We start from the raw sequence: 24659 nt of genomic DNA, 5'->3' as shown, positions 1-24659 counted from the left end.
GCTCTTTCATATTTACTCTGATTAATCAGTTGGTTAACTGCTTTATTTGTTGAGCAATGAGTGCGCGGGCATCGGGCCATACGGCAGAAAAAATGGCGCGAGAGTCGCCGAATTCAAATCAGTGTAGGTGGTGCAGGCGGGTACGCAATGTCCGTGCGCGCCGACCACCCACAAAAATGCATTTAACGCATTAATATCGAATTAGGTTATGCGTTATAGGTATTTTACATGCAGCCGTCAGCCCCTCATCGTAGCCCTCCCTACGAACACTGCCGAGACCGCACGCGCGGATCGACTTTCAATGCTTGAGAAAGCATCTGGAGACGAACGTGCGTTACCTGACAAAACTGGCGGCCGGGTTGGCCGCCACGCTGCTGTGCCTGACCGCGAACGCGCAAACGCTGGTGGTCGGAGACCAAAGCTACAACGCCCAGGCCGTGATGGAAGCGGCGGGGGTGCTGGATGATCTGCCCTATACCCTTGAATGGAAGCAATTCACCGCCGGGTCTCCCGTGGCGGAAGCCCTCAATACCAACAGCCTCGACATCGGCCTGCTCGGCGATGCGCCCGTGCTGTTCCTCGGTGCACTCGGCGCGCCAATCAAGGTGATTGCCATCAGCCGGCAAAACCTCGAGGGCGTGGCCATCCTGGTGAAAAAGGATTCCTCGATCCACAGCCTTGCGGACCTCAAAGGCAAGCGCGCCGCCATCTGGAAAGGCTCCTGGAGCCAGCAATTGCTGCTGACCGCACTGGATAAGGCGGGCGTGCCGAAAGAGGCCCTGGAGTTGCGCTACCTCAGTGCACTGGATGCTTCCCACGCACTGGAAGGCGGTTCGGTTGATGTCATCGCCACCTGGGAACCCTACGTCACCCAACAGGAACGCCAGGGCGCACGGGTATTGGCGACCGCAGACGGGCTGATCCCGGCCCAGAGTTTCGTCGCCGCCAGCACGAGGGCCGTCGATAACAAGCGTGCGCAAATCAGCGATTTTCTCCAACGCCTGAAGAAAGCCCGTGACTGGACGCGCCAAAGCCCGGCCAACGCCGACGCGTATGCAGATGCGTGGGCCAAACGCACCCGCGCAGATGCCGACATTGCCCGCGCCTGGTTTGCCCGGGCACGCACGACGGTCGAACCGGTGACAGCCCAGTCGCCTGTAGAAGCACAAAAGACCGTGGACTTTTTCGCAAGCCAGGGACTGGTCAAGTCTTACCCGGCAGACAAGCTGTTCGACGACTCCTTCGCGGCGTCCTTGCAGCCAGCCGTCGCCAGAACCCAGCCCTGAACGCTTCAAGGAATACGTTGGACATGACCCAAAAAAGACAGCTCAAACTCGGCGCCCTGACCATGGGCTGCGGCGGGCYCGGCCGCCACAATCTGTGGCTCGACCCGCAATTGCCGGCCGATGCCAGCGTCAACGTCGACTGGTACATCGACATTGCACGCCAGGCCGAGGCGGCATTGTTCGACTTGATGTTCATCGTCGACAGCCAATTCATCACACCGGGTTCGCCATCCCACTACCTGAACCGGCTGGAGCCGCTGACGCTGTTATCGGCACTTGCCGTAAGCACCCGGCACCTGGGCCTGGTCGGTACGCTGACGACCTCTTACAACTCGCCCTATAACGTCGCGCGGCGCCTGGCCTCACTCGACCTGATCAGTAAAGGCCGCGCCGGCTGGAACGTGGTCACCAGCGGCGACGCCGGTACCGCCGGCAACTACAGCCGCGACGAACATTATGACTACGACACCCGCTATGGCCGGGCGGCCGAACACGTCCAGGTCGTGCAGGGCCTGTGGAACTCCTATGAGGAAGATGCCTTCGTGCGTGACCGCGCCACCGGCCGGTTTCTCGACCCCGCCAAACTCCACAGCCTGAATCACAAGGGCGAGCACTTTTCCGTGGTCGGGCCGCTGAATATCCAGCGCTCACCCCAGGGCCAACCGGTGATCTTCCAGGCTGGCGATTCGGAACAAGGCCGCGACCTCGGCGCGGCCACGGCCGATGTGATCTTTACCCATGCGGCCAGCATCGAGCAGGGCCAGGCTTTTTATCGGGATATCAAGGGCAGGGCGCTGCAACATGGCCGTGACCCGAAGCAATTGCTGGTGATGCCCGGCGCCGAGATTTATGTAGGCGATACCGATGAACAGGCGCGTGAAATCGAGCGGCACTACCATCAGGCCGACCACAGTTTCGAGCTGGCGCTGAAGGAGTTCGGACGCAATTTCGGCTGGCATGATTTCAGCCAGTACGACCTTGATGCGCCGTTCCCGCAGGAGAGCCTGGAGGCGGCACGCAGCAGCTTTTTTACCGCGGCCAAACGCATTGCCGATCAGGCACGGGAGAAAGGTTTTACATTGCGCCAGGCGGTGGAGTTCGGGCGGCAACTGCGCCCGGGAGCGTTTGTCGGATCGGCGGATACCGTCGCCCGGAAAATGGCTGACTGGCTTGAAGCCCGCGCGGTGGATGGTTTCAATATCTACATCGGCCATCCGGAGCAGTTCAAGCGCTTCACGCACGAGGTCATCCCGTTGTTGCAGGAGCGCGGCGTGTATCGCACGGCTTATGAAGGTACGACCTTGCGGGAAAGCCTGGGATTGAAGATTCCACGGTTTGCGCGCAACGGCGGCGGTTGACTCAAAAAACTGTTCAGATGAATAAATTGGTGGGCCGGGGATTTTTTTAGACATACTGAGGGCTCAAGCCACTCATTTGTCCCGAGACTTTCCTGATGCCATCCCATCCTGCACAAGGGCCTTTCAATCAGGACGACCGGTATCGACTGCTCGTCGACGCAGTGGTCGACTATGCCATCTATATGCTTGATACGAACGGCTTGATTCGCAGTTGGAACTCCGGGGCGAGAAAGATCAAGCAGTACGAACAGAGTGAAGTGCTGGGCAGGCATTTTTCGCTGTTCTACACCCCGGAAGACCTGGCCTCGGACTTGCCGGGCCGGGCACTCAAGAGCGCCGAGCAGTCAGGGCGCTTCGAGGGCGAAGGTTGGCGCATCCGCAAGGATGGGACTCGTCTCTGGGCACTGGTGATCATCGACCCGATACGCGCCGACGACGGCACGTTGATTGGCTTCGCCAAGGTCACACGGGACCTGACCGAGCGTAAGGCCGCGGAGCAGGCGCTGCGCCAGAGCGAGCAGCAATTCAGCCTGCTGGTGCAAGGCGTCACCGACTACGCGCTGTATATGCTGGACCCCAACGGCGTGATCACCACCTGGAACGCCGGCGCCCAGCGCATCAAGGGTTATCAGCCGGCAGAAGTCATCGGCAGGCATTACTCCATGTTCTTCCAGCGTGAGGACGTAGACCACAACGTCCCGCAGCGCGCCCTTGAAACGGTGCTCAGGGAAGGTCGTTACGAAGGGCAGGGCTGGCGCCTGCGCAAGGACGGTACGGGATTCCTCGCCCATGTGGTTATCGACCCGATCAAGAATGAACTGGGTGAGCTGGTGGGGTTTGCGAAGATCACCCGGGACGTTACCGAAAGCGTGCAGGCTCAACAGGAGATCAAGGAAACCCGAGAGGCGTTATTCCAATCCCAGAAAATGGAGTCCCTGGGCCAGCTCACCGGCGGCATCGCCCATGACTTCAACAACCTCCTGATGGTGATTCTGGGGAGTCTTGAACTCGCCAAGAAGCGTGTCCCGCAGGACTCGAGAACCTGCGCCTTACTGAATAATGCCATCGCGGGCGCCCAGCGGGGCGCAACGCTGACTCAGCGCATGCTGGCCTTTGCCCGTCGCCAGGAGCTTGATCCTCAGCCTGTGGATGTGGGCGATCTGATCCGCAACATGTCAGACCTGCTGTCCCGCATGTTGGGCGCAGGCATCAACGTCGACACACAGTTCCCCTTGATCCTGCGGCCGGTATTGGTCGACATGAGCCAACTGGAAATGGCTGTGATGAACCTGGTGATCAACGCCCGGGACGCAATGGAAGGTCGGGGCAGGATCCTGATTTCAGCGCGGGAGGATGCGTTTCCCGGCGGGACGAATGACTCGCAAAGGCTGATTTGCATCTCTGTCATCGACACCGGCCCCGGGATGAATGACGCGACCTTGCAACGGGCCATGGAGCCGTTCTTCACCACCAAGGGAGCGGGAAAAGGCACCGGGCTTGGGCTTTCGATGGTGCATGGCCTGGCGGCACAGTCACAGGGCCACTTTGTGCTGAAGAGCCGGGTAGGAGAGGGCACAACCGCTGAGCTCTGGTTACCGGTGGCGGTGACCGACACCACACAGTCTGCGGCGCTGGCATCAACTGCAGATACACCCGATGCAGCCCATCAGCAATGCCTCGAGATTCTGCTGGTAGATGACGACCCGCTGGTGCTGATCAGCACCGGGGCGATGCTTGAAGACCTGGGCCATCATGTTGTGTCGGCAGGAGACGGGCATGCTGCGTTGGCGTTCCTGGCGCAAGGCGCGTGCTTTGACCTGGTCGTGACAGACATGGCAATGCCGGACATGACCGGGATCGAGCTTGCCGGCAACATCGAGTCGTTGTATCCCAACCTTCCCATCATTCTTTCCTCAGGCTTTGCGGAAATCTCCCTGGACCTCAAGACCACATTGACGCGCTTACCCAAGCCATTTGATCAATCTGCACTGGCCAGGGTGATCGCCGAAACCATGCGCAGCCGGATCGACAAGCCGTGTTGAGCCAGGCGGCTGGCCGTCCGTTGTTTGTTTCCATGGATGGGCCCAAGGGCACCGGCAAAACCACATTGCTGGAGGCCGTTACAAAAGCACTGAGGGCTGACAACAGAATGGTGATCCGGCTTTGCGAGAGAAAAAGCGATCCCTTCAGAAGTGAAACAATGACCCTCGTTAACAGACTCGCCAGGCATCCCGGCCTGGATCTGGAGTGGGAGGTTTGTGAACGCTTCGCTGATAGCCGCGCGTGGATTTCCCGGCACGTGCTGGCTAGACAGCCTCCAGGCAGCATCGTCCTGATCGACCGCTGGTACCCGTCTGATGCCGCGTTTCGCCGGGAAGTCCCGCTGGCAGAAATCCTGCAGTTGAACATTGATCGAAACGTGCAAGTGCCGGACCTGCATATCGGGGTCGTCACTGACCCTGATATTTCATGGGCACGGGCCGCGGCACGCCGGCGTGGGCTGAGCAGTACCGTGATCCACACGCTGGCAGAACATGTCGCCTGTACCCAGGCGTTCGAGCGAGCGGTTGCGGATCACGGCTGGGTGTTATGCCGGAATGAAGGAACCATTGAGGGCGCAACACGGCAGGTGGTTGCCGAAATTTATAACGTCCTTGAGTCCTTCCAGTGTGATTGACCCCGCCGATACGGTCGGCTATCGAGCCCTGTTCAGGCACTTGCCCCGTTGAACATGCTGACCAGGCTATAGGGTGCATCGTCACCAAACAGCAACTCATGCAGTTCATTCCCCTCGGCAGCCATTTGCGCGCTGCGCGGGAACATGGCCTGTTCGTATTCGCCCAGGGCGGCTTCGACGTCATCAGGGTGTGAGGCGATGGCCTTGCCGAGTTCGGCACCATCGTACATGGCCAGGTTGGCACCTTCGCCATTCGGGGCCGCAAGGTGTGCGGCATCACCGATCAGCGTTACGCCCGGCACCCGCTCCCAGCGGTGCTCAACCGGCAGCATAAAGAGCGGGCGCCATACCAGTTCGGTGTCGCTGTCGGTGATCAATGCCGTGAGGGCAGGGGACCAGCCTGCGAATTCCTGCGCGATCCGTGCCGCCGCCGTTGGCGTGTCGGTGAAATCGATGGCGGCAAACCAGCTTTGGGATTCGGTGAGCACTACGTAGGTGTGCAGCGTGGCGCCCGTCTCACGGTGCGCCTGGATCCCTTTTCCCGGTTGAAGTGCGAACATCGCACCGCCACCTACCGCCCTGGAGGTGGCCGGGTGCCGGGCGTCGCTGTCATACAGGTAGGTTTCGATCAACGAGCGGCCCATGTACTCGGGGGCAGCGTCGCTGAGCAGCGGCCGGACCTTTGACCAGGCTCCGTCCGCGCCAACCAGCAGGTGGGTGGCAACGCAAGTGCCGTCGGCGAAGGTCACTTCGTGGCGACCCTCGCCGAGGGCGCGCACGCTCTTGACCTTGTGGCCCCAGCGCACAGTACCGGCGGGCAGTGAATCGAGGAGCATCTTGCGCAGTTCGCCACGCATGACCTCGGGACGGCCGCCTGTGCCGTCGTCGGGTTGATCCAACAGAGTGGCACCCTGCCAATCAAGCACCCGAGTCGCCTCGCGACCTTTCAGGATAAGCGCGCGGAACTCGTCCGTCAGGCCCGCTGCCTGCAAGGCCAGTTGGCCGTTGTAGTCGTGGATATCGAGCATCCCGCCTTGGGCGCGTGCGGTTGCCGACGGCTCTGCTTCATAGACGGTGGCGGCAATACCGTGGACGTACAGCACGCGGGCCAGGATGAGACCGCCCAGGCCAGCACCGATGATTGTGACGGGGGTGTGCATAGGGTACCTGTTGAATGTGAGAAATCTTCCGGACTGTTTTTACGCTATTTTGTGGAAAAAATGGCCTGGTTCAAGGGCTTTACTTTCCGCAGGCGATTGAATATAAAGTTTGCTTCGGCGCACAACCGTTGTTGCGCCCCATGATGTTGACAGGAGGAAGCTATGTCACCGTTAAACGTGATGAAGTTCTAAACGATCAAACCGTCACCCCCTCGCTTGAAAACCTCGAAACACGCTGGTCTCAGCATTGGCAGCTCGAAGGCACGTATGCCTTTGACCACAGCGCCCAACGCGACGCTGTATTCTCCATCGACACGCCGCCACCGACAGCCTCAGGTTCGTTGCATGTTGGCCATGTCTTCAGCTACACCCACACCGATATCATCGCCCGGTTCCAGCGGATGCGCGGCAAGGCTGTGTTCTACCCCATGGGTTGGGACGACAATGGCTTGCCGACCGAACGCAGGGTCGAGAATTTCTACGGCGTACGTTGCGACTCGTTGGCCGCTTACCAGCCTGGCTTCAAACCCTCCGAGTCAATTCCATTAAAACGGGCTGACTTTGCAGTCATCAGTCGGCGCAACTTTATCGAGTTGTGCCATGAGCTGACGGCCATCGATGAGCAAGCGTTCCGTGCACTGTTCGTGCAACTGGGCTTGTCCGTTGATTGGAGTCTTTCATACGCCACCATTGATGAACGCTCCCAACGAGCCAGTCAGCGCGCGTTACTGCGTAACTACCAGCGTGGCGAACTGTATAGCCAGGAGGCTCCGTGTCTCTGGGATGTGACGTTCCAGACGGCCGTAGCCCAGGCAGAGCTTGAGGAGCGCGAGGTTGCGGGTGCGTATCACGAACTCGGCTTCGACGCGGCTGATGGTGCCGAACTGAAGATTGCTACGACGCGACCTGAGTTGCTGATGGCATGCGTGGCGCTGGTGGCTCACCCGGACGACGCTCGTTATCAGGCGAGGTTCGGGCAGACCGTGCGCGCGCCGATTTTTGACCTGGACGTTCCGCTGCTGGCCCACCCTTTGGGTGACCCCGGCAAGGGCACCGGGTTGGCGATGGTCTGCACCTTTGGCGATCTAACCGATGTGATTTGGTGGCGGGAGTTGCAGCTGCCCACACGGTCAGTCCTGGGAAAGGACGGGCGCCTGTTACTTGAGACGCCCTCCTGGTTGACGACTCCGCGCAGCCAACAGGCCTACGCAGGCCTGGCCGGCCGTACCCTGTCCCAGGTTCGTACGCAGCTCGTTTCGATGTTGCGTGACTGCGGCGCCATGCGAGATGAACCACGACCGATTAAACACGCGGTAAAGTTCTTCGAGAAAGGCGACCGGCCTTTGGAAATTCTCGCGACGCGGCAATGGTACTTGCGCAATGGCGGACGCGACGCGAACCTGAGGGACGTGTTGCTCGACGCTGGCCAGGCGTTGGACTGGCATCCGCCGCACATGCTCAGGCGTTACGAGCATTGGGTAGGGGGGTTGAATGGAGACTGGCTAATCAGTCGCCAACGTACGTTCGGCGTGCCGATTCCGTTCTGGTATCGCCTGGACGCACAAGGCGAAGCCGAGCATGGCGCTCCGATTATCGCCAGTGAGGCAAGCCTGCCTGTTGATCCGGGCCTGGATACACCGCCTGGGTATCGACCCGAGCAGCGTGGTCAACCCAACGGGTTTATCGGTGAACAAGACATCATGGACACCTGGGCCACCAGTTCCCTGACGCCTCAGATTGCCGGCGGCTGGGGAGAGGACGATGGGTTGTTTGCCAAAATATACCCGATGGACCTCAGGCCCCAAGGTCACGACATAATCCGAACCTGGCTGTTCTCGACACTGGTACGCAGCCATTTTGAACACGGTTGCGCGCCATGGCGCAACGTCGCGCTTTCCGGGTGGATCCTTGATCCCGATCGCAAGAAAATGTCCAAGTCCAAGGGGAATGTGGTCACCCCTCAAGCCTTGCTCGACCAGTATGGAAGTGACGGCGTGCGCTATTGGGCTGCCTCGGCGCGGCTCGGCAGTGACACAGCCTTTGAAGAGCAGCAGATGAAAATCGGCCGCCGCCTGGCCGTCAAGCTGTTCAATCTTTCGAGGTTGGTTCAAGGCTTTGCGAAGGATGACACCGGGGATATCGACCAACCGCTGGATCAAGCCATGCTTGAACGCTTGGGTGGCGTAGTCCAGGACGCTACCGTCGCGCTGGAGGCCTATGACTACAGCGGGGCGTTGTCGCGTATCGAAGGATTCTTCTGGTGGTTTTGCGATGACTACGTCGAATTGGTCAAGCGTCGTGCCTATCGACCCGACGGCTACTCGGCGCGTAATGCATTGGCACATGCGCTGAGCGTGCAGCAGCGACTGTTTGCGCCATTTCTGCCCTTTGTGTGTGAGGAGGTCTGGCAATCCTGGAATTGCGGCTCAGTGCACAAGGCGCCCTGGCCGCAAGGGGACGCTTGCCCTGACGCGGCTGTTGAACAGTTATTGATGAGCCTGAGCAGCGTGCTGTCTGCGATTCGCAAAGCAAAGTCTGACGCCAGCCAATCCATGAAGGCTCCGGTAGCACGTGTTGAGCTGGTCGACAGCGCCGCGCAGCTTGAATTGATAAAAGGCGTCAGCCAAGACCTGATAGAGGCGGGGCAGGTCGAGGCCTTGGTGTTTATAGAGGGCGCGGAGCGGCAGGTGGATGTCTGGCTGACGTAACGTGGAGTGGTGCCGACCGCCTCAGTGACACCCACTGGGGCGGGCCGGACCACGCATCAGCCTGCGCCAATCGAGCCACATCGGGACAAATGAGCGTATGAGCAGAAGCAAATAGGAATAGGCAAGCCTCATAGATGATCCGGCATAGGTCGCCAGCGGTGGCTTGGCTACCATTAGCACTCAGTAACCGAGAGGAATCTCCATGAGCACTCGCAAAACMCTGTTCATCACCGGCATCAGCAGCGGCTTTGGCAAGGCCCTCGCGACCGAGGCACTGGCTGCAGGCCACCGTGTCATTGGTACCGTTCGCAACGAAGCCGCGCTGCAAACGTTCGAGGCATTATCAGCGGAGCGTGCTCATGGSGTGATCCTGGAYGTCACSGAYTTTGAGCGGATCGACAGCGTCGTYGCCGAGRTSGAGACCCGCTWCGGCCCGGTGGAYGTCCTGGTGAACAAYGCRGGTTACGGYCATGAGGGSATTTTCGAAGAGTCGCCSCTGGARGAMATGCGYCGYCAGTTCGACGTCAAYGTGTTCGGCGCCGTTGCSGTGACCAAGGCSTTCGTGCCGTACTTCCGCCAGCGCCGCMGYGGGCACATCATCAACATCACSTCCATGGGCGGCACSATCACSATGCCGGGYATCGCCTACTACTGCGSSAGCAARTTCGCGCTGGAAGGCATCTCCGACACCCTGAGCAAAGAACTCAAGCCATTCAACATYTTTGTCACSGCCGTGGCKCCRGGYTCRTTTCGCACCGAYTGGGCCGGCCGCTCGATGCAGCGYACGCCCCGCAGYATYGCCGACTACGATGMSAGCTTTGATCCRGTRCGCCAGGCRCGSGAAGMGAAAAGCGGCCACCARTTGGGGGACCCRCAAAAAGCYGCGCAAGCCATGCTGCAGTTGATCGCCAGCGACAACCCACCGGCCCACCTGCTGCTCGGCAGCGATGCGATAGGCTTTGTGCGCGAAAAGCTGACGCAATCCCTGCGTGAAATCGACCAATGGGAAGCACTGACACGCTCTACGGATGGTCACGCTTCGTGAAACCGCAAGAGGGGCCTATGAATCATTTTGCAGCGCGAACCCGGCGCATGGTCCAACTGATGGAGCAGTTGGCCCCCCTGGAGGGCTACAACCTGAGCGCACTGGAAGACATACGCTTTCTGCGCTCCAATCGCCCGCTGACCCGCACGCCAGTGCTCTACGAGCCTGGCATCGTCATCCTGTGCCAGGGGCGCAAGCTCGGCTATCTGGGCGATGAGGTCTACCTTTACGACGCCCAGCACTACCTGGTGGTGTCTGTGCCAGTGCCTTTCACCATGGAAACCGACGCCAGCGAAGAGGAACCGATGCTGGCGGTATACATGCGCCTGGATTTCAAACTCGCTGGCGAACTGATCCTGGAAATTGACGAAAAATCCGGTCCGACCCACGAACGTCCCAAAGGCATGTATTCCTCGCCGATGGACGAGATGTTGCGCGAGTCCACACTGCGCTTTCTCGAAGCGATGAGCCATCCGGTCGATGGCCCGATCCTCGGCCCCTCGCTGGTGCGCGAGATTTACTACCGGATCATCGCAGGTGAACAAGGAGGGTCCATGCGGGCAGCCCTTGGCAAGCAAGGCCATTTCGCAAAGGTGACCCGCGCCATTCGCAAGATACACAGCTGTTACCAGGAGCGGCTGGACGTCGAGTGCCTGGCCCAGGAGGCGAGTATGAGCGTACCCAGCTTTCATCTGCACTTTCGAACAGTCACCGACTCCTCACCCATGCAGTACCTGAAATCGACTCGTCTGCACCAGGCAAGGTTGTTGATGCTCCGCGACGACATGTCGGCCTCATCTGCGGCTTTTAACGTGGGCTATGAAAGCGCATCGCAGTTCAGCCGAGAGTTCAAGCGCTACTTCGGCCGCACACCCCATGCTGAAGTCGAATGGATGAAAGCAACCTATTCGCTGCCAGCGCCGGCGCAGCCTTCTGTCTATGTGTCTTCGCACTGACCTGACAGCCAGGGCGCTGCCCCGTATCTGATTTTTCTGCATATGCCAATTTGACAGGCTATTGTTATTTTTTATTCTTTCCTAACCTATGCTCCCCTCATGCAAAGTCCGCCTCCAGCGATGGCTTTCCATTGCTCATCAACCGCCAGGCTGAATGGCCTTTATTCGCATGGAGCATGCAATGGGTGTGAATCAGAACCCACATTTCGGTCTGATTGGGCAGATGTTCAAAAGTGACTACAGTTGGCTTTGCACGCGGGTAAGCCGGGCGATGGGTTGCGCCCATGGGGCTCAGGACATTGCATCGGAGACCTTCCTGCGGGTACTGGCATTGCCCGACCCTTCGCAAATCCGCGAGCCGCGGGCGTTGCTGACCACCATCGCGCGGCGCCTGATGTATGAGGGCTGGCGTCGCCAGGACCTGGAACGTGCCTACCTGGAAGCATTGGCCCAGGCGCCGATGATGGTGCACCCGTCGCCCGAGGAGCGTTTGCTGTTGATCGAGACGCTGCTGGAAGTCGACCGCTTGCTCGACGGTTTGTCGGCCAAGGCCAAGGCGGCGTTTTTGTATCACCAACTGGACGGTTTGACCTATGCGCAGATCGCCGAGCGCCTGCAGGTCTCGGTCAGCCGGGTTCAGCAGTACATGGCCGATGCGTTCAAGCGCTGCTACCTGGCGATGACACAGCCATGAGCCACAGCGCGCCGGATGAGGCGATCATCGACGAGGCAGCACAGTGGATGGCGTTGCTGCAATCCGGGCACGCCAGCGCTCAGGAGCACCAGGCGTTCCGTCGCTGGAGTGAGGGCGACCCACGGCGTGCCGAAATCTTCAACATGATGGGCGGCGTTCCGGCCGTGCTGAACAATGACGAACTGCGCCGCATGCCTCGCGACAGCCTGTTGCACACCCTCAACGCACCGTCGGGCCGCCGGCGCTTCTTGCGCAATACCCTGGCGCTGGTTGGCGTTGTGTCGTTTGGAAGTCTGATCACGCGGCTGTCCGACAGCTGGTTGCCGTTGGGCGCTTTGCGCACCGGTACGGGCGAGCGCCTGAACCTCACGCTGGAGGATGGCAGTGCATTGACCCTGGATGCGCGCAGCAAGGTGCTGACGCATTTCGATGCTCGGCAACGGCTGTTGCAGTTGCTCGACGGCAAGCTGCTGGTCGACGTTTTCAAGGACAGTCTCAGACCGTTTATCGTCGAGACCGAACACGGCCGCATGCGCGCGTTGGGTACGCGGTTTCTGGTACAGCAGGGCGAGGATCGAACCCAAATCACGATGCTGCATTCCCAAGTGGAAATCACCACGCGCGACGGCGCTGTGCAGGTGATCAGTGCCGGCCAGAAAGCCACGTTCAATGCCCACGGCATCCTCGACCTGGAAACCGCCAGCGGCGGCGAGGCCTCGTGGACCCAAGGCTTGCTGGAAGTGCGTGACCGCTCATTGGGTGAAGTGGTGCAAGCCCTGCGTGACTACCGGCGCGGCATCATCCGCGTCAGCCCCGAGGCGGCGAGCCTGAGGCTGAGCGGGATTTTCCCGCTGGACGACAGCCAGGGCGCCCTGCAATTGCTGGCCAAATCCCTGCCGGTGCAGATCGATTATCACAGCCCTTATTGGGTCAGTATCGAGCGCCGATAAAAATAATTTTCCCAGCCCTATAAAACCCCCGCCACTGTTGCACAACCCAATACAGGCCAGGGTGTATCTGCCTGGGAGTGTTGTTTCGGGCCGTTATAAACCCATGCTTTTTTAGCCTAACGGCCGCCTATAAAAAACCCCGATCTGTTGTTCAACCCATCAACGGCATATCAATGATGGGAACCTCAACCATGCAACTCAAACCTCTCAGTCGCGCATCTCTGGCGGCACTGTCTCTGGCGATTGGCCTGACTTTGGCGGGACATGGCACGGCGGTGCTGGCACAGCCGCTGTCTGCGATATCGACCGCCCAGACTTTTGATTTTGATATTGCCAGCGGCCCCCTCGACCAAGCGCTGTTGACCCTGTCGCGCAGCAGCGGGCAGATCATTTCCTTCCAGCAAGACCTTGTGCAAGGCCTGACCAGCGCGCCGGTGCGGGGCACCTTCACCACCGAGCAAGCGCTGCGACAGGCACTACACGGTGCAGCCCTCGACGCCGTGCCCAGTGGCGACGGCGGTTGGACCCTGCGCCGGGCGGCCAAGCCACCTGCAGCGGCGGTCAAGGCGGCGCCCACGGCGGCGAAAGTCCCGGGCGATGTAGCGTTGGAAAAGGTCGTGGTCACGGGGTCACGCATTGCCCGTGCCCAGGTTGAAGGGCCGTCGCCGGTCACGGTCATCACCGCTGACGAAGTCACCCGCAGGGGCTACAAAAACGTCTACGACGCCATCGCTTCGCAAACCCAGAACACCGGCATGACCCAGGGCGAAGACTACGGCAACACCTTCCAGCCGGCCGCCAGTGCCCTCAACCTGCGAGGGCTGGGGCCGAACCACACACTGGTGCTGATCAACGGCAGGCGCGTGGCCGACTACCCCACGGCGTACGACGGCGCGGTCAACTTCACCAACCTTGCGAACATCCCGGCGGTGATGATCGAGCGTATCGAGATCCTCAGCAGCGGCGCCTCGGCGGTGTATGGCTCCGACGCGATTGCCGGGGTGGTGAACATCATCCTCAAAGACAAGATCAGCGGCGTGGACGTCAATCTGCGTGGTGGCGCCGCCGAGCGTGGCGGCGGCGACAACCAGCGCCTGCAGATCAGCGGCGGCGAGACCTGGGGCGATTTTGACGGGGTATTCGGCCTGGAGCTGACCCAGCGCCAACCGATCTGGGCCAACCAGCGCGGCTTTATGAGCGACGGCCCGGCCAAGGACGTGGGCTACCGCCGTAACCTCGACAGCGGCGCCTACCTCGGCCCCGGCTGCGGCGCCTATGGCGGTATCTACAACGGCAAGCTCGGTGGCAGCAGCACCCGCTGCACCACCAACCAGTACTACAACGACTACTGGACCTTGCAGGCGCAAAAGGAAAACTATGACGGCTACACGCGCGGCACCTGGCACTTCAGCGACACCGGCAAAGTGTTCGCCGACTTGATGTTTGGCTTTGATCACACGCAGAACAACACGCGCGGCCCAAGCTTCACCTCGCCGGACTTTATCAACCGCAACACCGGTAACCTGGAGCGCTGGTCACGCAACTTTTCCAGCGAGGAAATCGGTGGCAAGACCAGCAACAACAGCAAATGGCGCGAAGTGTCCTGGACCGGCACCCTGGGCCTGGAAGACAAGTTCACCAACAGTGATTGGGGTTATCAGATTGCGGCGAACCGCTCCGAGTACACCAGCGACCGCACCACCCGCTACACGCCTTTGAGCGGCATCCGCGATTACTACCTCGGGCCGCAACTGGGCACACAGGACGGGCACCCGGTCTTCGCGCCAGACCCTTCGCGGCTGGACCAGCCGCTGACTCCGGAGCAGTGGGATCAGTTTCGCGGCAACCTGGTGCAGAAGAGTAAATCGGTTTCCCAAACCTTCAGCGCCAACATTAACGGCGACCTGTTCGAGCTGCCCGCCGGGCCGGTGGGCTTTGCCGGTGTGACCGAAGTAGGGCGGCAATCCTACAGCGTCGATGTCGACGACCAACTCAATGACGGCACGTTTTACAACACCACGCCGGCCTCCAATTCAGGCGGTTCGCGTGACCGCTACGCCGCGGGTGGCGAGTTGAGCATTCCCGTCACCGACACCTTGCTCGCCTCGGCGGCCGGGCGCTGGGACCAATACAAATTCAGTGGCCGCACCGAGCAACAAAAAACCTACAACCTGGGCCTGGAATGGCGCCCGGTGACCAGCCTGTTGTTTCGTGGTAGCTACGGCACCAGCTTTCGCGCCCCCGACCTCAACTACCTCTACCAGGCCGCGACCAATGGCTACACGCCTGACCAGATCGACTATTACGGTTGCAGCAAGGGCGTAGAAGGGGCGTGTGACCGAGGCCGCGTGGATTACACCCAGACCGGTAATTCGGACCTCGCCTCCGAGCGTGGCAAGTCCTGGACGTACGGCTTTGTCTGGTCGCCCTCGCATCAGTTTGATTTCTCCGCCGACTTCTGGCGCGTCGAAATCAAGGACCTGTTGACCACCGTCGACATCAACCGCTTGCTGCAACAGGAAAACCAGTGCCGCAACGGCCAGCTTGATGCGACCACTTGCGCCGACGTCCTGGCACGCATCCAGCGCAATGCCAGCAAGGCGGCAGTGGACCCGAACGTGCTGCAACGGGTGCAGGTCAATGCGATCAACGCCGCCAGCGAGCGGGTCAGTGGCCTGGACCTCAAGAGTAATATTCGCTGGGGCGCAGGCCAGTACGGCGCGTTCAGTTCGGCGATTGGCTACAGCCTGGTGCTGTCCCACTACCTCAAGGAATCGGACGATGCGCAAACCCAGAACCTGCGCTCCAGCACCGACAACCACGACTGGCGCAGCAAGGTCAACGCGAGCCTGACCTGGGACTACCAGCACCTCACCACCACGCTGACCGGCATTCGCTACGGCAGCGTGACCAATGGCGCCGGCGATGGGCGCCTGTCGCCCTGGACCACCTTCAACGCCAGCGCCCGTTACCAGGTGAACGAGCAGGCGAGTGTCGGCCTGACCGTCAACAACCTGCTCAATCAGGTCAAGCACGATGACTCCGCCGGCTGGCCGTATTACCCCAGCGGCAACTACGACCCCTATGGCCGCCAGGTCTGGCTGGACGTGAGTTACCACTTCGGCAAGTAGCGCATAAGCACATGCGCTAACGGTCTAACCGGTGCTCTATAAAAACCCTGGCGTCGACGCACAACCCTGCATAAGTGAGCCTTCAGTGTTTTTGGAAAAGGAGTTGAGTTTGTGAGCCTGTTTCGCTTCATGGTGTGGGCGCTGCTGGCGGGGCTGTGGGCCCCGTCACTGCTCGCTCAACCGACGCACGCTTTGACGGTATACGGCGAAGCGCCCAAGTACCCGGCCAACTTCAAACACCTGGATTACGTCAACCCGAACGCGCCCAAGGGCGGCAGTTTTCGTCGCTCGTCGATGGAAGGCGGGGCGTTTGATCACCTGATCCCGTATGTCGACAAAGGCACCGGCATCACCCAGATCCAGGGTTGGCTCTACAGCCCGTTGGCGTACCGTTCGCAGGATGAGCCGTACACCGTGTACGGGTTGGTCGCGCAAGGCATGGAGCTGGCAGATGACCATTCATGGCTGCGTTTCTACCTCAATCCCAAGGCGCGTTTTGCCGATGGCACGCCCATCACCGCGCAGGACGTGGCCTACACCTTCAAGCTGTTCACCACCGAAGGCAGCCTGGCGTATCGCCAAAGCTTTGCCGATGTGGACCAGGTGCTGGTGGAATCGCCGACCCAAGTGCGGTTCACCTTCAAAAGCGCCGACAATCGCACCTTGCCCCTGGACCTCGCTTCACTGCCGGTGCTGCCGGAACATTGGTGGCAGGGGCGCAATTTCGCCAGCGGCGGCGGCTTTGAACCGCCGGTGGGCAGCGGCCCGTACCGTATCAGCAGCGTGGACAACGGCCGCAGTGTCACCTTCGAACGGGTCAAGGATTGGTGGGGGCGAGACCTGCCGGTGACGCAGGGGCAGTACAACTTCGACACCCTGCGGCTTGAGTTTTTTGCCGACGGCGACGTGTCGCGCCAGATCCTGCAAGCCCAGGGTTACGACTTCAATCGCGAATTTTCCGCCACCAGTTATTCGGTGGGCTACGACGGCGAGGCTTTGCGCGACGGTCGTCTGCAACGTGAACAACTGGCACCGAATGCCGTGCAGGGCACCCAGGGTTTTGTGTTCAACCTGCAAAAACCGCAGTTCCAGGACCGCCGCGTGCGCGAGGCGCTGAGCCTGTTGTGGGATTTCGACTGGAGCAACCGGCAGATGATGCACAGCCTGTACCTGCGCCAGCGCAGCTTCTTTTCCCGCAGCGCATTGGCGGCCACCCAGCTGCCGGATGCCCAGGAGCTGGCCATTCTGGAACCCTGGCGCGGGCAAGTGCCGGAGGAGGTGTTCACCCAGGTCTACCAGCCGCCGCGCACCGATGGCAGCGGGCGCATTCGGCCGCAGCAGGCGCAAGCGCTGAAGTTACTGGCCGAGGCGGGCTGGACCCCGCGCGGCGACCAGTTGGTTAACGCCGAGGGCACGCCATTGCAGTTCACCTTCCTGAATGCCCAGAAAGGCTTCGAGCGTTTGCTGCTGCCCTACAAACGCAACCTGGCGCAGATCGGCATCGGCTTCACGATCCGCATGATCGACTCGGCCCAATACGCCAACCGCGTGCGCGCACGGGACTACGACATGATCGTCAACGGGTACCCGGTCAGCCCATCGCCGGGCCGCGAGCTGACCAACTACTTCGGTTCCGAGAGTGCCGATGACCCTGGCTCCAACAATTACATGGCACTGCGCAACCCGGCGGTGGACGCCTTGATCGATGGCCTTGTCCGCGCCAACGACCGCCCGACCATGGTGCGCTACGCCCATGCCCTCGACCGCGTGTTGCAGTGGGGCTTCTACTGGATTCCCAACTATTACCCGCCGGGCTCGTCCTCGCTGTGGTGGAACCGTTTTGGTCGGCCCCGCACAGCGCCGCTCAATGACGTGGGCATCGACACCTGGTGGGAAGTGAGCCCGACACCGCTGACCACCGCACAGATGCGTCAACTGACTGAGGCTTCCCAGCATGCTGGCCTATAGCGCGCGCCGTTTATTGCTGATCGTACCAACGCTGGTGTGCATCCTGCTGGTCAACTTTTTTATCGTGCAAGCCGCCCCGGGTGGCCCGGTTGAGCAAGCCATCGCGCGCTTGCAAGGCATCGGCAGCCAAGCGTCGGTGGCCGGCACACGGGTGGAAACCGGCAGCACTGAATCGCGCACAACTCGTGGCCTGGACCCCGCGCTGGTGGCCGATATCGAGCGCCAATACGGCTTCGACAAGCCCCTTGGCGCGCGCCTGTGGTTAATGCTCAGCAGCTACGCGCGGCTGGATTTTGGCGATAGCTTCTTTCGCGGTGCCAAGGTCACCGACCTGATCCTGCAAAAACTGCCGGTGACTTTGTCCCTGGGCTTCTGGGCCACGCTGATCAGTTACCTGGTGTCGATCCCGCTGGGCATCCGCAAGGCCGTGCGCCATGGCAGCCGCTTCGATGTGTGGAGCAGTGCGGCGGTCATTATCGGCCACGCCATGCCGGCGTTCCTGTTCGCCTTGCTGCTGATCGTGGTATTCGGCGGCGGTAGCCTGTTGAACTGGTTTCCGGTGCGCGGCCTGGTCTCGGAGAACTTTGCCAGCCTGTCATGGGCGGGCAAGGTCGTGGACTACTTCTGGCACCTTGTCTTGCCGGTATCGGCGCTGGTGATTGGCGGCTTTGCCACACTGACCATCCTCACCAAAAACAGCTTCCTCGACGAGATCAGCCGCCAGTACGTAGTGACCGCGCGGGCCAAGGGTTTCAGCGAGAAACAGGTGCTGTACAAACACGTGTTTCGCAACGCCATGCTGCTGATCGTGGTTGGCCTGCCCCAGGCGCTCACCGCGATGTTGTTCGGCGGCTCGTTGCTGATTGAAGTGATTTTCTCCCTCGACGGCCTCGGTCGCCTGAGCTACGAAGCGGCAGTGGCACGGGACTATCCCGTGGTCTTCGGCACGCTGTTTATCTTTACCCTGGTCGGGTTGGTCATCAAGTTGCTGGGCGACCTGTGCTACCGCCTGCTGGACCCCCGGCTGGATTTTTCCGCGAGGTCGCATTGATGCCGGTTTTTACTCCGATTACTCGTCGCCGCTGGCTGCACTTCAAGCGCAATCGCCGCGGCTGGTGGTCGCTGTGGATGTTCCTGGCGCTGTTCGCCGTTTGCCTGGGTGCCGAACTGCTGGCCAACGACAAGCCACTGGTGATGGCGTACCAGGGCTCACTGTATTTCCCGGCCTTCGAGCGCTACACCGAGCAGGATTTCGGCGGCACGTTGCCGTTTCAGCCGGATTACCGTGACCCTTACGTGCATGAACTGATTGAAGGGCAGGGCGGCTGGATGCTGTTTGCGCCCATTCCGTTCAGCTACGACACGGTCAACTACGACCTCACGACCCCTTCGCCGGCGGCGCCCAGCGCGAGCAACTGGCTGGGCACCGATGATCAAGCCCGGGATGTATTGGCGCGGGTGATTTTCGGCACCCGGGTATCGCTGTTATTTGCCTTGGCGCTGACCGTGGTGAGCACTTTGATCGGGGTCGCCGCCGGCGCGCTGCAAGGCTATTACGCCGGTTGGGTCGACCTGTTGGGGCAGCGCCTGATCGAGATCTGGTCGGGGCTACCGGTCCTGTACTTGCTGATCATCTTGTCCGGGTTTGTCGAACCGGGTTTCTGGTGGCTGCTGGGGATCATGGCGCTGTTTTCCTGGCTGACCCTGGTGGATGTGGTGCGCGCCGAGTTCCTGCGCGGGCGCAACCTGGAGTACGTGAAGGCCGCGCGAGCCCTGGGTGTGGGCGATGTTCAGGTGATGTTGCGGCACATTCTGCCCAACGCGCTGACTGCCACCTTGACCTACTTGCCGTTCATTTTGACCGGGGCCATTTCGACCCTCACCGCCCTGGATTTTCTTGGCTTCGGCATGCCCACGGGCAGTGCGTCCCTGGGTGAGTTGATCGGCCAGGGAAAAAACAACCTGCAAGCCCCGTGGCTGGCGCTGACCGCGTTTTTTGCGTTGGCGTTGATCCTGTCCCTGTTGGTGTTTATCGGCGAAGCCTGCCGCGACGCCTTCGACCCCCGATCCTGATAAGCGAGCTGTGCCGTGACTGACGCGTTGATTGAAATTCGTAACCTGAAAGTGGCGTTCGACGGGCACAAAGCGGTGCGTGGCATCGACCTGGATATTCACCCGGGCGAGTGCCTGGCGCTGGTGGGCGAGTCGGGCTCCGGCAAATCGGTGACCGCCCACTCGATCCTGCAATTGCTGCCGCCCCACACCACGCGTACCCAGGGCAGTATTCGCTACCAGGGCGAAGAGCTGCTCGGCGCGCGGCCGGAGCGTTTAAGGCAGATTCGCGGCGATCGCATCGCGATGATCTTTCAGGAGCCGATGACCTCGCTCAACCCGCTGTACAGCGTCGAACGGCAGCTGTCCGAAACCCTGCTGCTGCACAAAGGCCTGGGCGGTGCGGCGGCGCGTGAGCGCGTGTTGGAGTTGCTCGAACTGGTGGGCATCCAGCAGCCGCGCCAGCGCCTTGCGGCGTACCCGCATCAGCTCTCCGGGGGGCAGCGCCAGCGGGTGATGATCGCCATGGCCCTGGCTTGCGAACCGCTGCTGTTGATCGCCGACGAGCCCACCACGGCCCTGGACGTGACCGTGCAGCGACGCATTCTTGCGCTGCTAAAAGACCTGCAGCAACGCCTGGGCATGGCGCTGCTGTTGATCAGCCACGACCTCAACGTGGTGCGCAGCATCGCCCAGCGCGTGGCGGTGATGCGCGCCGGCCAGATCGTCGAACAGGCCGACTGCCAGGCACTGTTTGCCGCGCCGCAGCACGCCTACAGCCGGCAGTTGCTCGAAGCCGAGCCAGAGGGCAGGGCGGTGGTGCGTGAGACGGCGGACAACCTGCTGGAAGTAGACAACCTCAAGGTCTGGTTCCCGCAAGGCGGCCTGCTGCGGCGCAAACCTCCGATCAAGGCGGTGGACGGCATCGACCTGCGCCTGCAACGTGGCAAAACGTTGGGCATCGTCGGCGAGTCCGGCTCGGGCAAATCCACCCTAGGCCAGGCGATCCTGCGGTTGATCGACGCCCAAGGCAGCATTCGCTTCCAGGGCCAGGCCCTCGACGCACTCAAAGGCAAGGCCCTGCGTCCGTGGCGGCGCAAACTACAGGTGGTGTTTCAAGACCCGTTCGGCAGCCTCAGTCCGCGCATGAGCGTGCAGCAAATCATCGAAGAAGGCCTGCGCGTACACACGGACCTCAATGCTTGCGCGCGCGAAGCTCAAGTGATTGCCGTGTTGCGCGACGTCGGACTCGACCCCGATACGCGCCATCGCTTCCCCCACGAATTCTCCGGCGGCCAGCGCCAACGCATCGCGATCGCCCGCGCACTGGTGATCAAGCCGGATTTGATATTGCTCGACGAACCCACCTCAGCCCTCGACCGCACCGTGCAAAAGCAGGTGGTGAGCTTGCTGCGCAGGTTGCAGGAGGAGCACGGGCTGACCTACTTGTTTATCAGCCACGACCTGGCGGTGGTAAGGGCGTTGGCTCACGACTTGATCGTGGTGAAGGATGGCGTGGTCGTGGAGGCGGGGAGTACCGAGCAATTGTTCGACGCACCGGAGCATGCCTATACGCGGGATTTGCTGGTAGCGTCGTCGTTGAGGAATCGCGAGTAGTACAGCCTAGTGGGCGCTGATCTCACGCTTTACCGTCTGCTGTGCTTCTGCCAACAACCAGTCCCGGAACGTCGTCAGTTTGGGCAGGCTGGCGCTCTCAGGCCGATAAATGACGTAGTAGGCCAGCTCCGAGTGTTCGGCGTAATGGCGGTCGGGTCTTTTTCGTCGGGTGGGCTGCTGTCGGCTTATGGCTGGAATACAGTGCTGTGGGTTTCGCTTTTACCGCTGGTGTTGGCTGTCGTCGCGCTGGCACTGACTGTCCCCAAGTACATGGCCGGTCGGTTTGATCTGAAAGGGCAAGGTGCGTTAGCCACTCGAGCGCATTTCCTGCTCAAGCAAATCCCGGTCGCTATACGTCATTTAACATAATATACATTATGCGTAATCATATGATCCGTTATCAGGGTCAGTGCCAGCCAGATTTCAACCAGTGCACCACGCTCCTCATCGACCAAACCCAGCCTGTCTCGATTTGGTCGATGAGCCTGGATCACACCTGAGCGAAACCGCCATCCACGAACATCTCGCTGCCCGTCATGAAGCTGCTCTCATCCGATGCCAGGAACAATGCCGCATTCGCCACTTCATCTGGCTGCCCCATACGACCCAGCGGTACACGCGTAACCATCGAATCGACAATCGCATCCTTCTGGCCGGTACCTGATAGCGCTCTGTCCAAACCCGGTGTCGTTGTCGGCCCAGGTGAAAGCACGTTCACGCGAATACCTGTGCCTTGCAGATCCAGCGCCCAGCTTCTTGCGAAGTTTCGCAGTGCGCCTTTCGACGCGCTGTAGACGCTGAACGCTGCGGTGCCCATCGAGGCCGTCGTCGAACCTGTCAGCACAATCGAGCCACCGGCGCTCATCAATGGCAACGCGTTCTGTACGGTGAACAACGTGCCTTTCACGTTCACGCCAAAGGTGCGATCAAACGATTCCTCCGTGATCGCACCAATGGGCTCCAGATCCCCAAGGCCCGCATTGGCGAACAACACATCAACACGACCTTTGTCAGCCTTGATCTGTGCGAATACCCGCTCAAGATCACGCAGGTTTGAAATGTCGCCCTGGATCGCGATCGCGTCATGCCCGATCAGGACCAAGGCTTTGTCCAGTTCATCCTGGCGGCGTCCCACGATAACGACCTGTGCACCTTCGGCCGCAAAGCGTATGGCGCTGGCCAAGCCGATCCCGCTGTTGCCACCGGTGACGACGGCGATTTTCCCGTTGAGCCTGTTCATGAGTGTTTCCCTCAAATGTTGAGGCCCAAGCGTAGATCTGCGCTATTGTTTTGAATAGTATGCACCTTTTGGTAAGTACCTCAGCCTGAGGGCAAAAACATGTCAAACAGCACCTTTAACTGCGGGCTCGACGCCGCCCTGGCGGTGATTGGCGGGAAATGGAAACCGTTGGTCCTGTATCACCTGGCCCATGAAGTTCACCGTTATGGCGAACTGCGGCGCGCCGTTGGCGGCGTGACGGACAAGGTGCTGATCCAGCAATTGAAGGAGCTGGAACGCGATGAGATCATCAAGCGTATTGACTACAAGGAGATACCGCCAAAGGTCGAATACTCCCTGACTCCCTTCGGACGCTCGCTGGCCCAGGCATTGGGGCCGCTTTGCCAATGGGGCACCGACCATATGCTGGCGGTTGAACGCATCAGTGAGCGCCGAACGACCGCCCTCGCCCAGCCTTAAATTCGCGAAATATCCAACTCGACTAAATGGATATTTAGTTGAGTTAAATCAATACCTTACGTCTATCTCCCGTATCCATTGCCTATTCACGACACCCTGCCGTTGGTGACTATGTAGCGAGTCTGTAAACACCGGCTTGTATGCGCCGAGGGCGATCACTAAGCTGGCCCCTCTTTTTTACCGCCGCCCGGAACCACCATGTCTCGAAGTATCGCCCACCTCGCCCTGCTGCTGGGGTTGATCACCGCCGTCGGCCCGTTTGCCATCGACAGCTACCTGCCGGCGTTGCCGACACTCGGCGCCAGCCTGCATGCCTCGCCTGCCGCGGTGCAGATGAGCCTGACGGTGTTCTTCATGATCATCGGTGTGTGCCAGCTGTTCTACGGCCCGATCAGCGATGTGTTCGGGCGTAAGCCGCCGATCTATGCCGGCCTGGCGATTTTCATCGTGGCCAGCATTGGTTGCGCCCTCGCCCCCTCCATCGAGGTGCTGATCGGCTTCCGGGCGTTGCAGGCCTTTGGCGCCTGCGCCGGGATGGTGATTCCGCGGGCGATTGTGCGTGACTTGTACACCGGCCATGAAGCCGCGCGCCTGATGGCGTTGCTGATGCTGGTGGTGAGCATTTCACCGATTCTCGCACCGCTGGCCGGCAGCGTGATCATTGCCGTGTGGAGCTGGCGCGAAGTGTTTTGGGTGCTGAGTGTGGCCGCAGTGCTGTGCCTGATCATGACCGCCGTGCAATTGCCGGAAACCCACCCCGCCGAACGCCGCCTGGGCAAGACCCTGGGCAATGCGTTCGGCAGCTACGGCGCGTTGCTGCGTGATCCGGTGTTTACCGGGTTGTCGGTAGTGGGCGGTTTTGGCCTTGCGACGTTCTTCGTGTTCATCGGCAGCGCGCCATTCGTTTACATCGAGTACTACGGGCTCACGCCAACGCAATTCAGCCTGTGCTTTGCCCTCAACGCGGCGTCGTTTTTTGCCCTGAGCCAGTTGACCGCGCGCTTGAGTGCACGCTTCGGCCTCGCGCCGTTGATTCGCTGGTCGGTGGCGGGCGTGGCAACGGTCATGGCCTTGCTGGCGCTCACCACGCTGTGGGTCAATAGCCTGCCGTTGATGATGGCGCTGCTGTTTATCGGCTTCGGTTTTCTCGGGCTGCTGTTGCCGGCGGCCGGGGTATTGTCCCTGGAAGACCATGGCGCAGTGGCCGGTTCTGCATCAGCGTTGCTGGGCGCGATCCAGATGATCACCGCCGCCGTAGCCATGTCCCTGGCCGGCCTGTTTGCCGACCACACCCCGGCACCGATGTTGATCGGCATCGCCCTGAGCGCGGTGGCGGCGATGCTGACTGCGTGGTGGAC

The 24659-nt window shown here is 60.8% G+C and carries 18 protein-coding genes; 16 read left to right on the top strand and 2 right to left on the bottom strand.

The genetic code is table 11. From position 1 onward, the window contains the following. Nucleotides 1–329 precede the first annotated feature (329 nt). The 4 genes from JV201_RS14510 to JV201_RS14495 all read left to right on the top strand — a co-directional run bounded on the left by JV201_RS14510 (nucleotide 330) and on the right by JV201_RS14495 (nucleotide 5321). Nucleotides 330–1286 carry an ABC transporter substrate-binding protein gene (locus JV201_RS14510; RefSeq protein ID WP_219405576.1) on the top strand — a complete coding sequence of 319 codons (957 nt, stop codon included), beginning with the start codon at nucleotides 330–332 and terminating at the stop codon, nucleotides 1284–1286. A 23-nt stretch (nucleotides 1287–1309) separates the two neighbouring features. After that, a complete protein-coding gene (locus tag JV201_RS14505) occupies nucleotides 1310–2644 on the top strand; it encodes an LLM class flavin-dependent oxidoreductase (protein WP_219405575.1) in 1335 nt (444 codons plus the stop codon). A 95-nt stretch (nucleotides 2645–2739) separates the two neighbouring features. After that, a complete protein-coding gene (locus JV201_RS14500) occupies nucleotides 2740–4686 on the top strand; it encodes a PAS domain-containing sensor histidine kinase (protein WP_219405574.1) in 1947 nt (648 codons plus the stop codon). A 32-nt stretch (nucleotides 4687–4718) separates the two neighbouring features. After that, a complete protein-coding gene (locus JV201_RS14495) occupies nucleotides 4719–5321 on the top strand; it encodes a dTMP kinase (protein ID WP_177042145.1) in 603 nt (200 codons plus the stop codon). Nucleotides 5322–5353: 32 nt separating this feature from the next. Here JV201_RS14495 and JV201_RS14490 read toward each other — a convergent pair whose 3' ends face one another. Beyond that, on the bottom strand, nucleotides 5354–6481 hold the full coding sequence (locus JV201_RS14490; RefSeq protein WP_219405572.1) for an NAD(P)/FAD-dependent oxidoreductase: 1128 nt from the start codon (nucleotides 6479–6481) through the stop codon (nucleotides 5354–5356). Between the two features lie 140 nt (nucleotides 6482–6621). Between JV201_RS14490 and valS the strand changes: the two genes are divergently transcribed. The 10 genes from valS to JV201_RS14440 all read left to right on the top strand — a co-directional run bounded on the left by valS (nucleotide 6622) and on the right by JV201_RS14440 (nucleotide 21602). Next, on the top strand, nucleotides 6622–9189 hold the full coding sequence (gene valS / locus JV201_RS14485; RefSeq protein ID WP_219405571.1) for a valine--tRNA ligase: 2568 nt from the start codon (nucleotides 6622–6624) through the stop codon (nucleotides 9187–9189). Nucleotides 9190–9391: 202 nt separating this feature from the next. Further along, entirely contained in the window at nucleotides 9392–10234 is an 843-nt protein-coding gene (locus tag JV201_RS14480) for an oxidoreductase (protein ID WP_219405570.1), read from the top strand. A gap of 17 nt (nucleotides 10235–10251) precedes the next feature. Continuing rightward, on the top strand, nucleotides 10252–11190 hold the full coding sequence (locus tag JV201_RS14475; RefSeq protein ID WP_003217685.1) for an AraC family transcriptional regulator: 939 nt from the start codon (nucleotides 10252–10254) through the stop codon (nucleotides 11188–11190). A gap of 181 nt (nucleotides 11191–11371) precedes the next feature. Then, on the top strand, nucleotides 11372–11884 hold the full coding sequence (locus tag JV201_RS14470; protein ID WP_003217684.1) for a sigma-70 family RNA polymerase sigma factor: 513 nt from the start codon (nucleotides 11372–11374) through the stop codon (nucleotides 11882–11884). Further along, nucleotides 11881–12834 (top strand): FecR domain-containing protein, encoded by a 954-nt coding sequence (locus JV201_RS14465; RefSeq protein WP_003217682.1) that lies wholly within the window; start codon nucleotides 11881–11883, stop codon nucleotides 12832–12834. Before JV201_RS14470 ends, JV201_RS14465 begins: the two co-directional genes overlap by 4 nt. A 191-nt stretch (nucleotides 12835–13025) precedes the next feature. Next, a complete protein-coding gene (locus JV201_RS14460; protein WP_219405569.1) occupies nucleotides 13026–15965 on the top strand; it encodes a TonB-dependent receptor in 2940 nt (979 codons plus the stop codon). Nucleotides 15966–16094: 129 nt separating this feature from the next. After that, entirely contained in the window at nucleotides 16095–17933 is a 1839-nt protein-coding gene (locus JV201_RS14455) for an extracellular solute-binding protein (RefSeq protein WP_177042147.1), read from the top strand. Beyond that, nucleotides 17920–18984, top strand: coding sequence for a microcin C ABC transporter permease YejB (locus JV201_RS14450; RefSeq protein ID WP_003217676.1), 1065 nt, complete (start codon nucleotides 17920–17922; stop codon nucleotides 18982–18984). The genes JV201_RS14455 and JV201_RS14450 overlap by 14 nt, the downstream gene beginning before the upstream one ends. Next, complete coding sequence (locus tag JV201_RS14445) at nucleotides 18984–20006, top strand: ABC transporter permease (protein ID WP_219405566.1); 1023 nt, start codon at nucleotides 18984–18986, stop codon at nucleotides 20004–20006. Before JV201_RS14450 ends, JV201_RS14445 begins: the two co-directional genes overlap by 1 nt. A 15-nt stretch (nucleotides 20007–20021) precedes the next feature. Then, entirely contained in the window at nucleotides 20022–21602 is a 1581-nt protein-coding gene (locus tag JV201_RS14440; RefSeq protein WP_008433389.1) for an ABC transporter ATP-binding protein, read from the top strand. 490 nt (nucleotides 21603–22092) lie between these two features. Here JV201_RS14440 and JV201_RS14435 read toward each other — a convergent pair whose 3' ends face one another. Beyond that, nucleotides 22093–22842 carry an SDR family NAD(P)-dependent oxidoreductase gene (locus tag JV201_RS14435; RefSeq protein ID WP_087692989.1) on the bottom strand — a complete coding sequence of 250 codons (750 nt, stop codon included), beginning with the start codon at nucleotides 22840–22842 and terminating at the stop codon, nucleotides 22093–22095. Nucleotides 22843–22941: 99 nt separating this feature from the next. On the opposite strand from JV201_RS14435, the gene JV201_RS14430 reads away from it, so the two are divergent. Together JV201_RS14430 and JV201_RS14425 are read left to right on the top strand one after the other, a co-directional pair. Further along, nucleotides 22942–23301, top strand: coding sequence for a helix-turn-helix domain-containing protein (locus JV201_RS14430; RefSeq protein ID WP_134326628.1), 360 nt, complete (start codon nucleotides 22942–22944; stop codon nucleotides 23299–23301). Between the two features lie 198 nt (nucleotides 23302–23499). After that, nucleotides 23500–24659, top strand: a 1160-nt coding sequence (locus JV201_RS14425) for a multidrug effflux MFS transporter (RefSeq protein WP_219405563.1), incomplete at its 3' end; no start/stop codon positions are given.

Source organism: Pseudomonas sp. Colony2 (assembly GCF_019382755.1).
GTDB lineage: Bacteria > Pseudomonadota > Gammaproteobacteria > Pseudomonadales > Pseudomonadaceae > Aquipseudomonas.
The sequence above is the reverse complement of the archived record's forward strand: the minus strand, read 5'-3'. Positions and strand labels throughout refer to the sequence as shown.

Excerpts from the sequence above, each read along its gene's own strand:
- JV201_RS14495 (WP_177042145.1), top strand. The coding sequence starts at position 4,719 with ATGGATGGGCCCAAGGGCACCGGCAAAACCACATTGCTGGAGGCCGTT.
- JV201_RS14475 (WP_003217685.1), top strand. The coding sequence starts at position 10,252 with ATGAATCATTTTGCAGCGCGAACCCGGCGCATGGTCCAACTGATGGAG.
- JV201_RS14490 (WP_219405572.1), bottom strand. The coding sequence starts at position 6,481 with ATGCACACCCCCGTCACAATCATCGGTGCTGGCCTGGGCGGTCTCATC.
- JV201_RS14450 (WP_003217676.1), top strand. The coding sequence starts at position 17,920 with ATGCTGGCCTATAGCGCGCGCCGTTTATTGCTGATCGTACCAACGCTG.
- JV201_RS14460 (WP_219405569.1), top strand. The coding sequence starts at position 13,026 with ATGCAACTCAAACCTCTCAGTCGCGCATCTCTGGCGGCACTGTCTCTG.
- JV201_RS14445 (WP_219405566.1), top strand. The coding sequence starts at position 18,984 with ATGCCGGTTTTTACTCCGATTACTCGTCGCCGCTGGCTGCACTTCAAG.
- JV201_RS14430 (WP_134326628.1), top strand. The coding sequence starts at position 22,942 with ATGTCAAACAGCACCTTTAACTGCGGGCTCGACGCCGCCCTGGCGGTG.
- JV201_RS14465 (WP_003217682.1), top strand. The coding sequence starts at position 11,881 with ATGAGCCACAGCGCGCCGGATGAGGCGATCATCGACGAGGCAGCACAG.
- JV201_RS14455 (WP_177042147.1), top strand. The coding sequence starts at position 16,095 with ATGGTGTGGGCGCTGCTGGCGGGGCTGTGGGCCCCGTCACTGCTCGCT.
- JV201_RS14435 (WP_087692989.1), bottom strand. The coding sequence starts at position 22,842 with ATGAACAGGCTCAACGGGAAAATCGCCGTCGTCACCGGTGGCAACAGC.
- valS (WP_219405571.1), top strand. The coding sequence starts at position 6,622 with ATGATGTTGACAGGAGGAAGCTATGTCACCGTTAAACGTGATGAAGTT.
- JV201_RS14470 (WP_003217684.1), top strand. The coding sequence starts at position 11,372 with ATGGGTGTGAATCAGAACCCACATTTCGGTCTGATTGGGCAGATGTTC.
- JV201_RS14500 (WP_219405574.1), top strand. The coding sequence starts at position 2,740 with ATGCCATCCCATCCTGCACAAGGGCCTTTCAATCAGGACGACCGGTAT.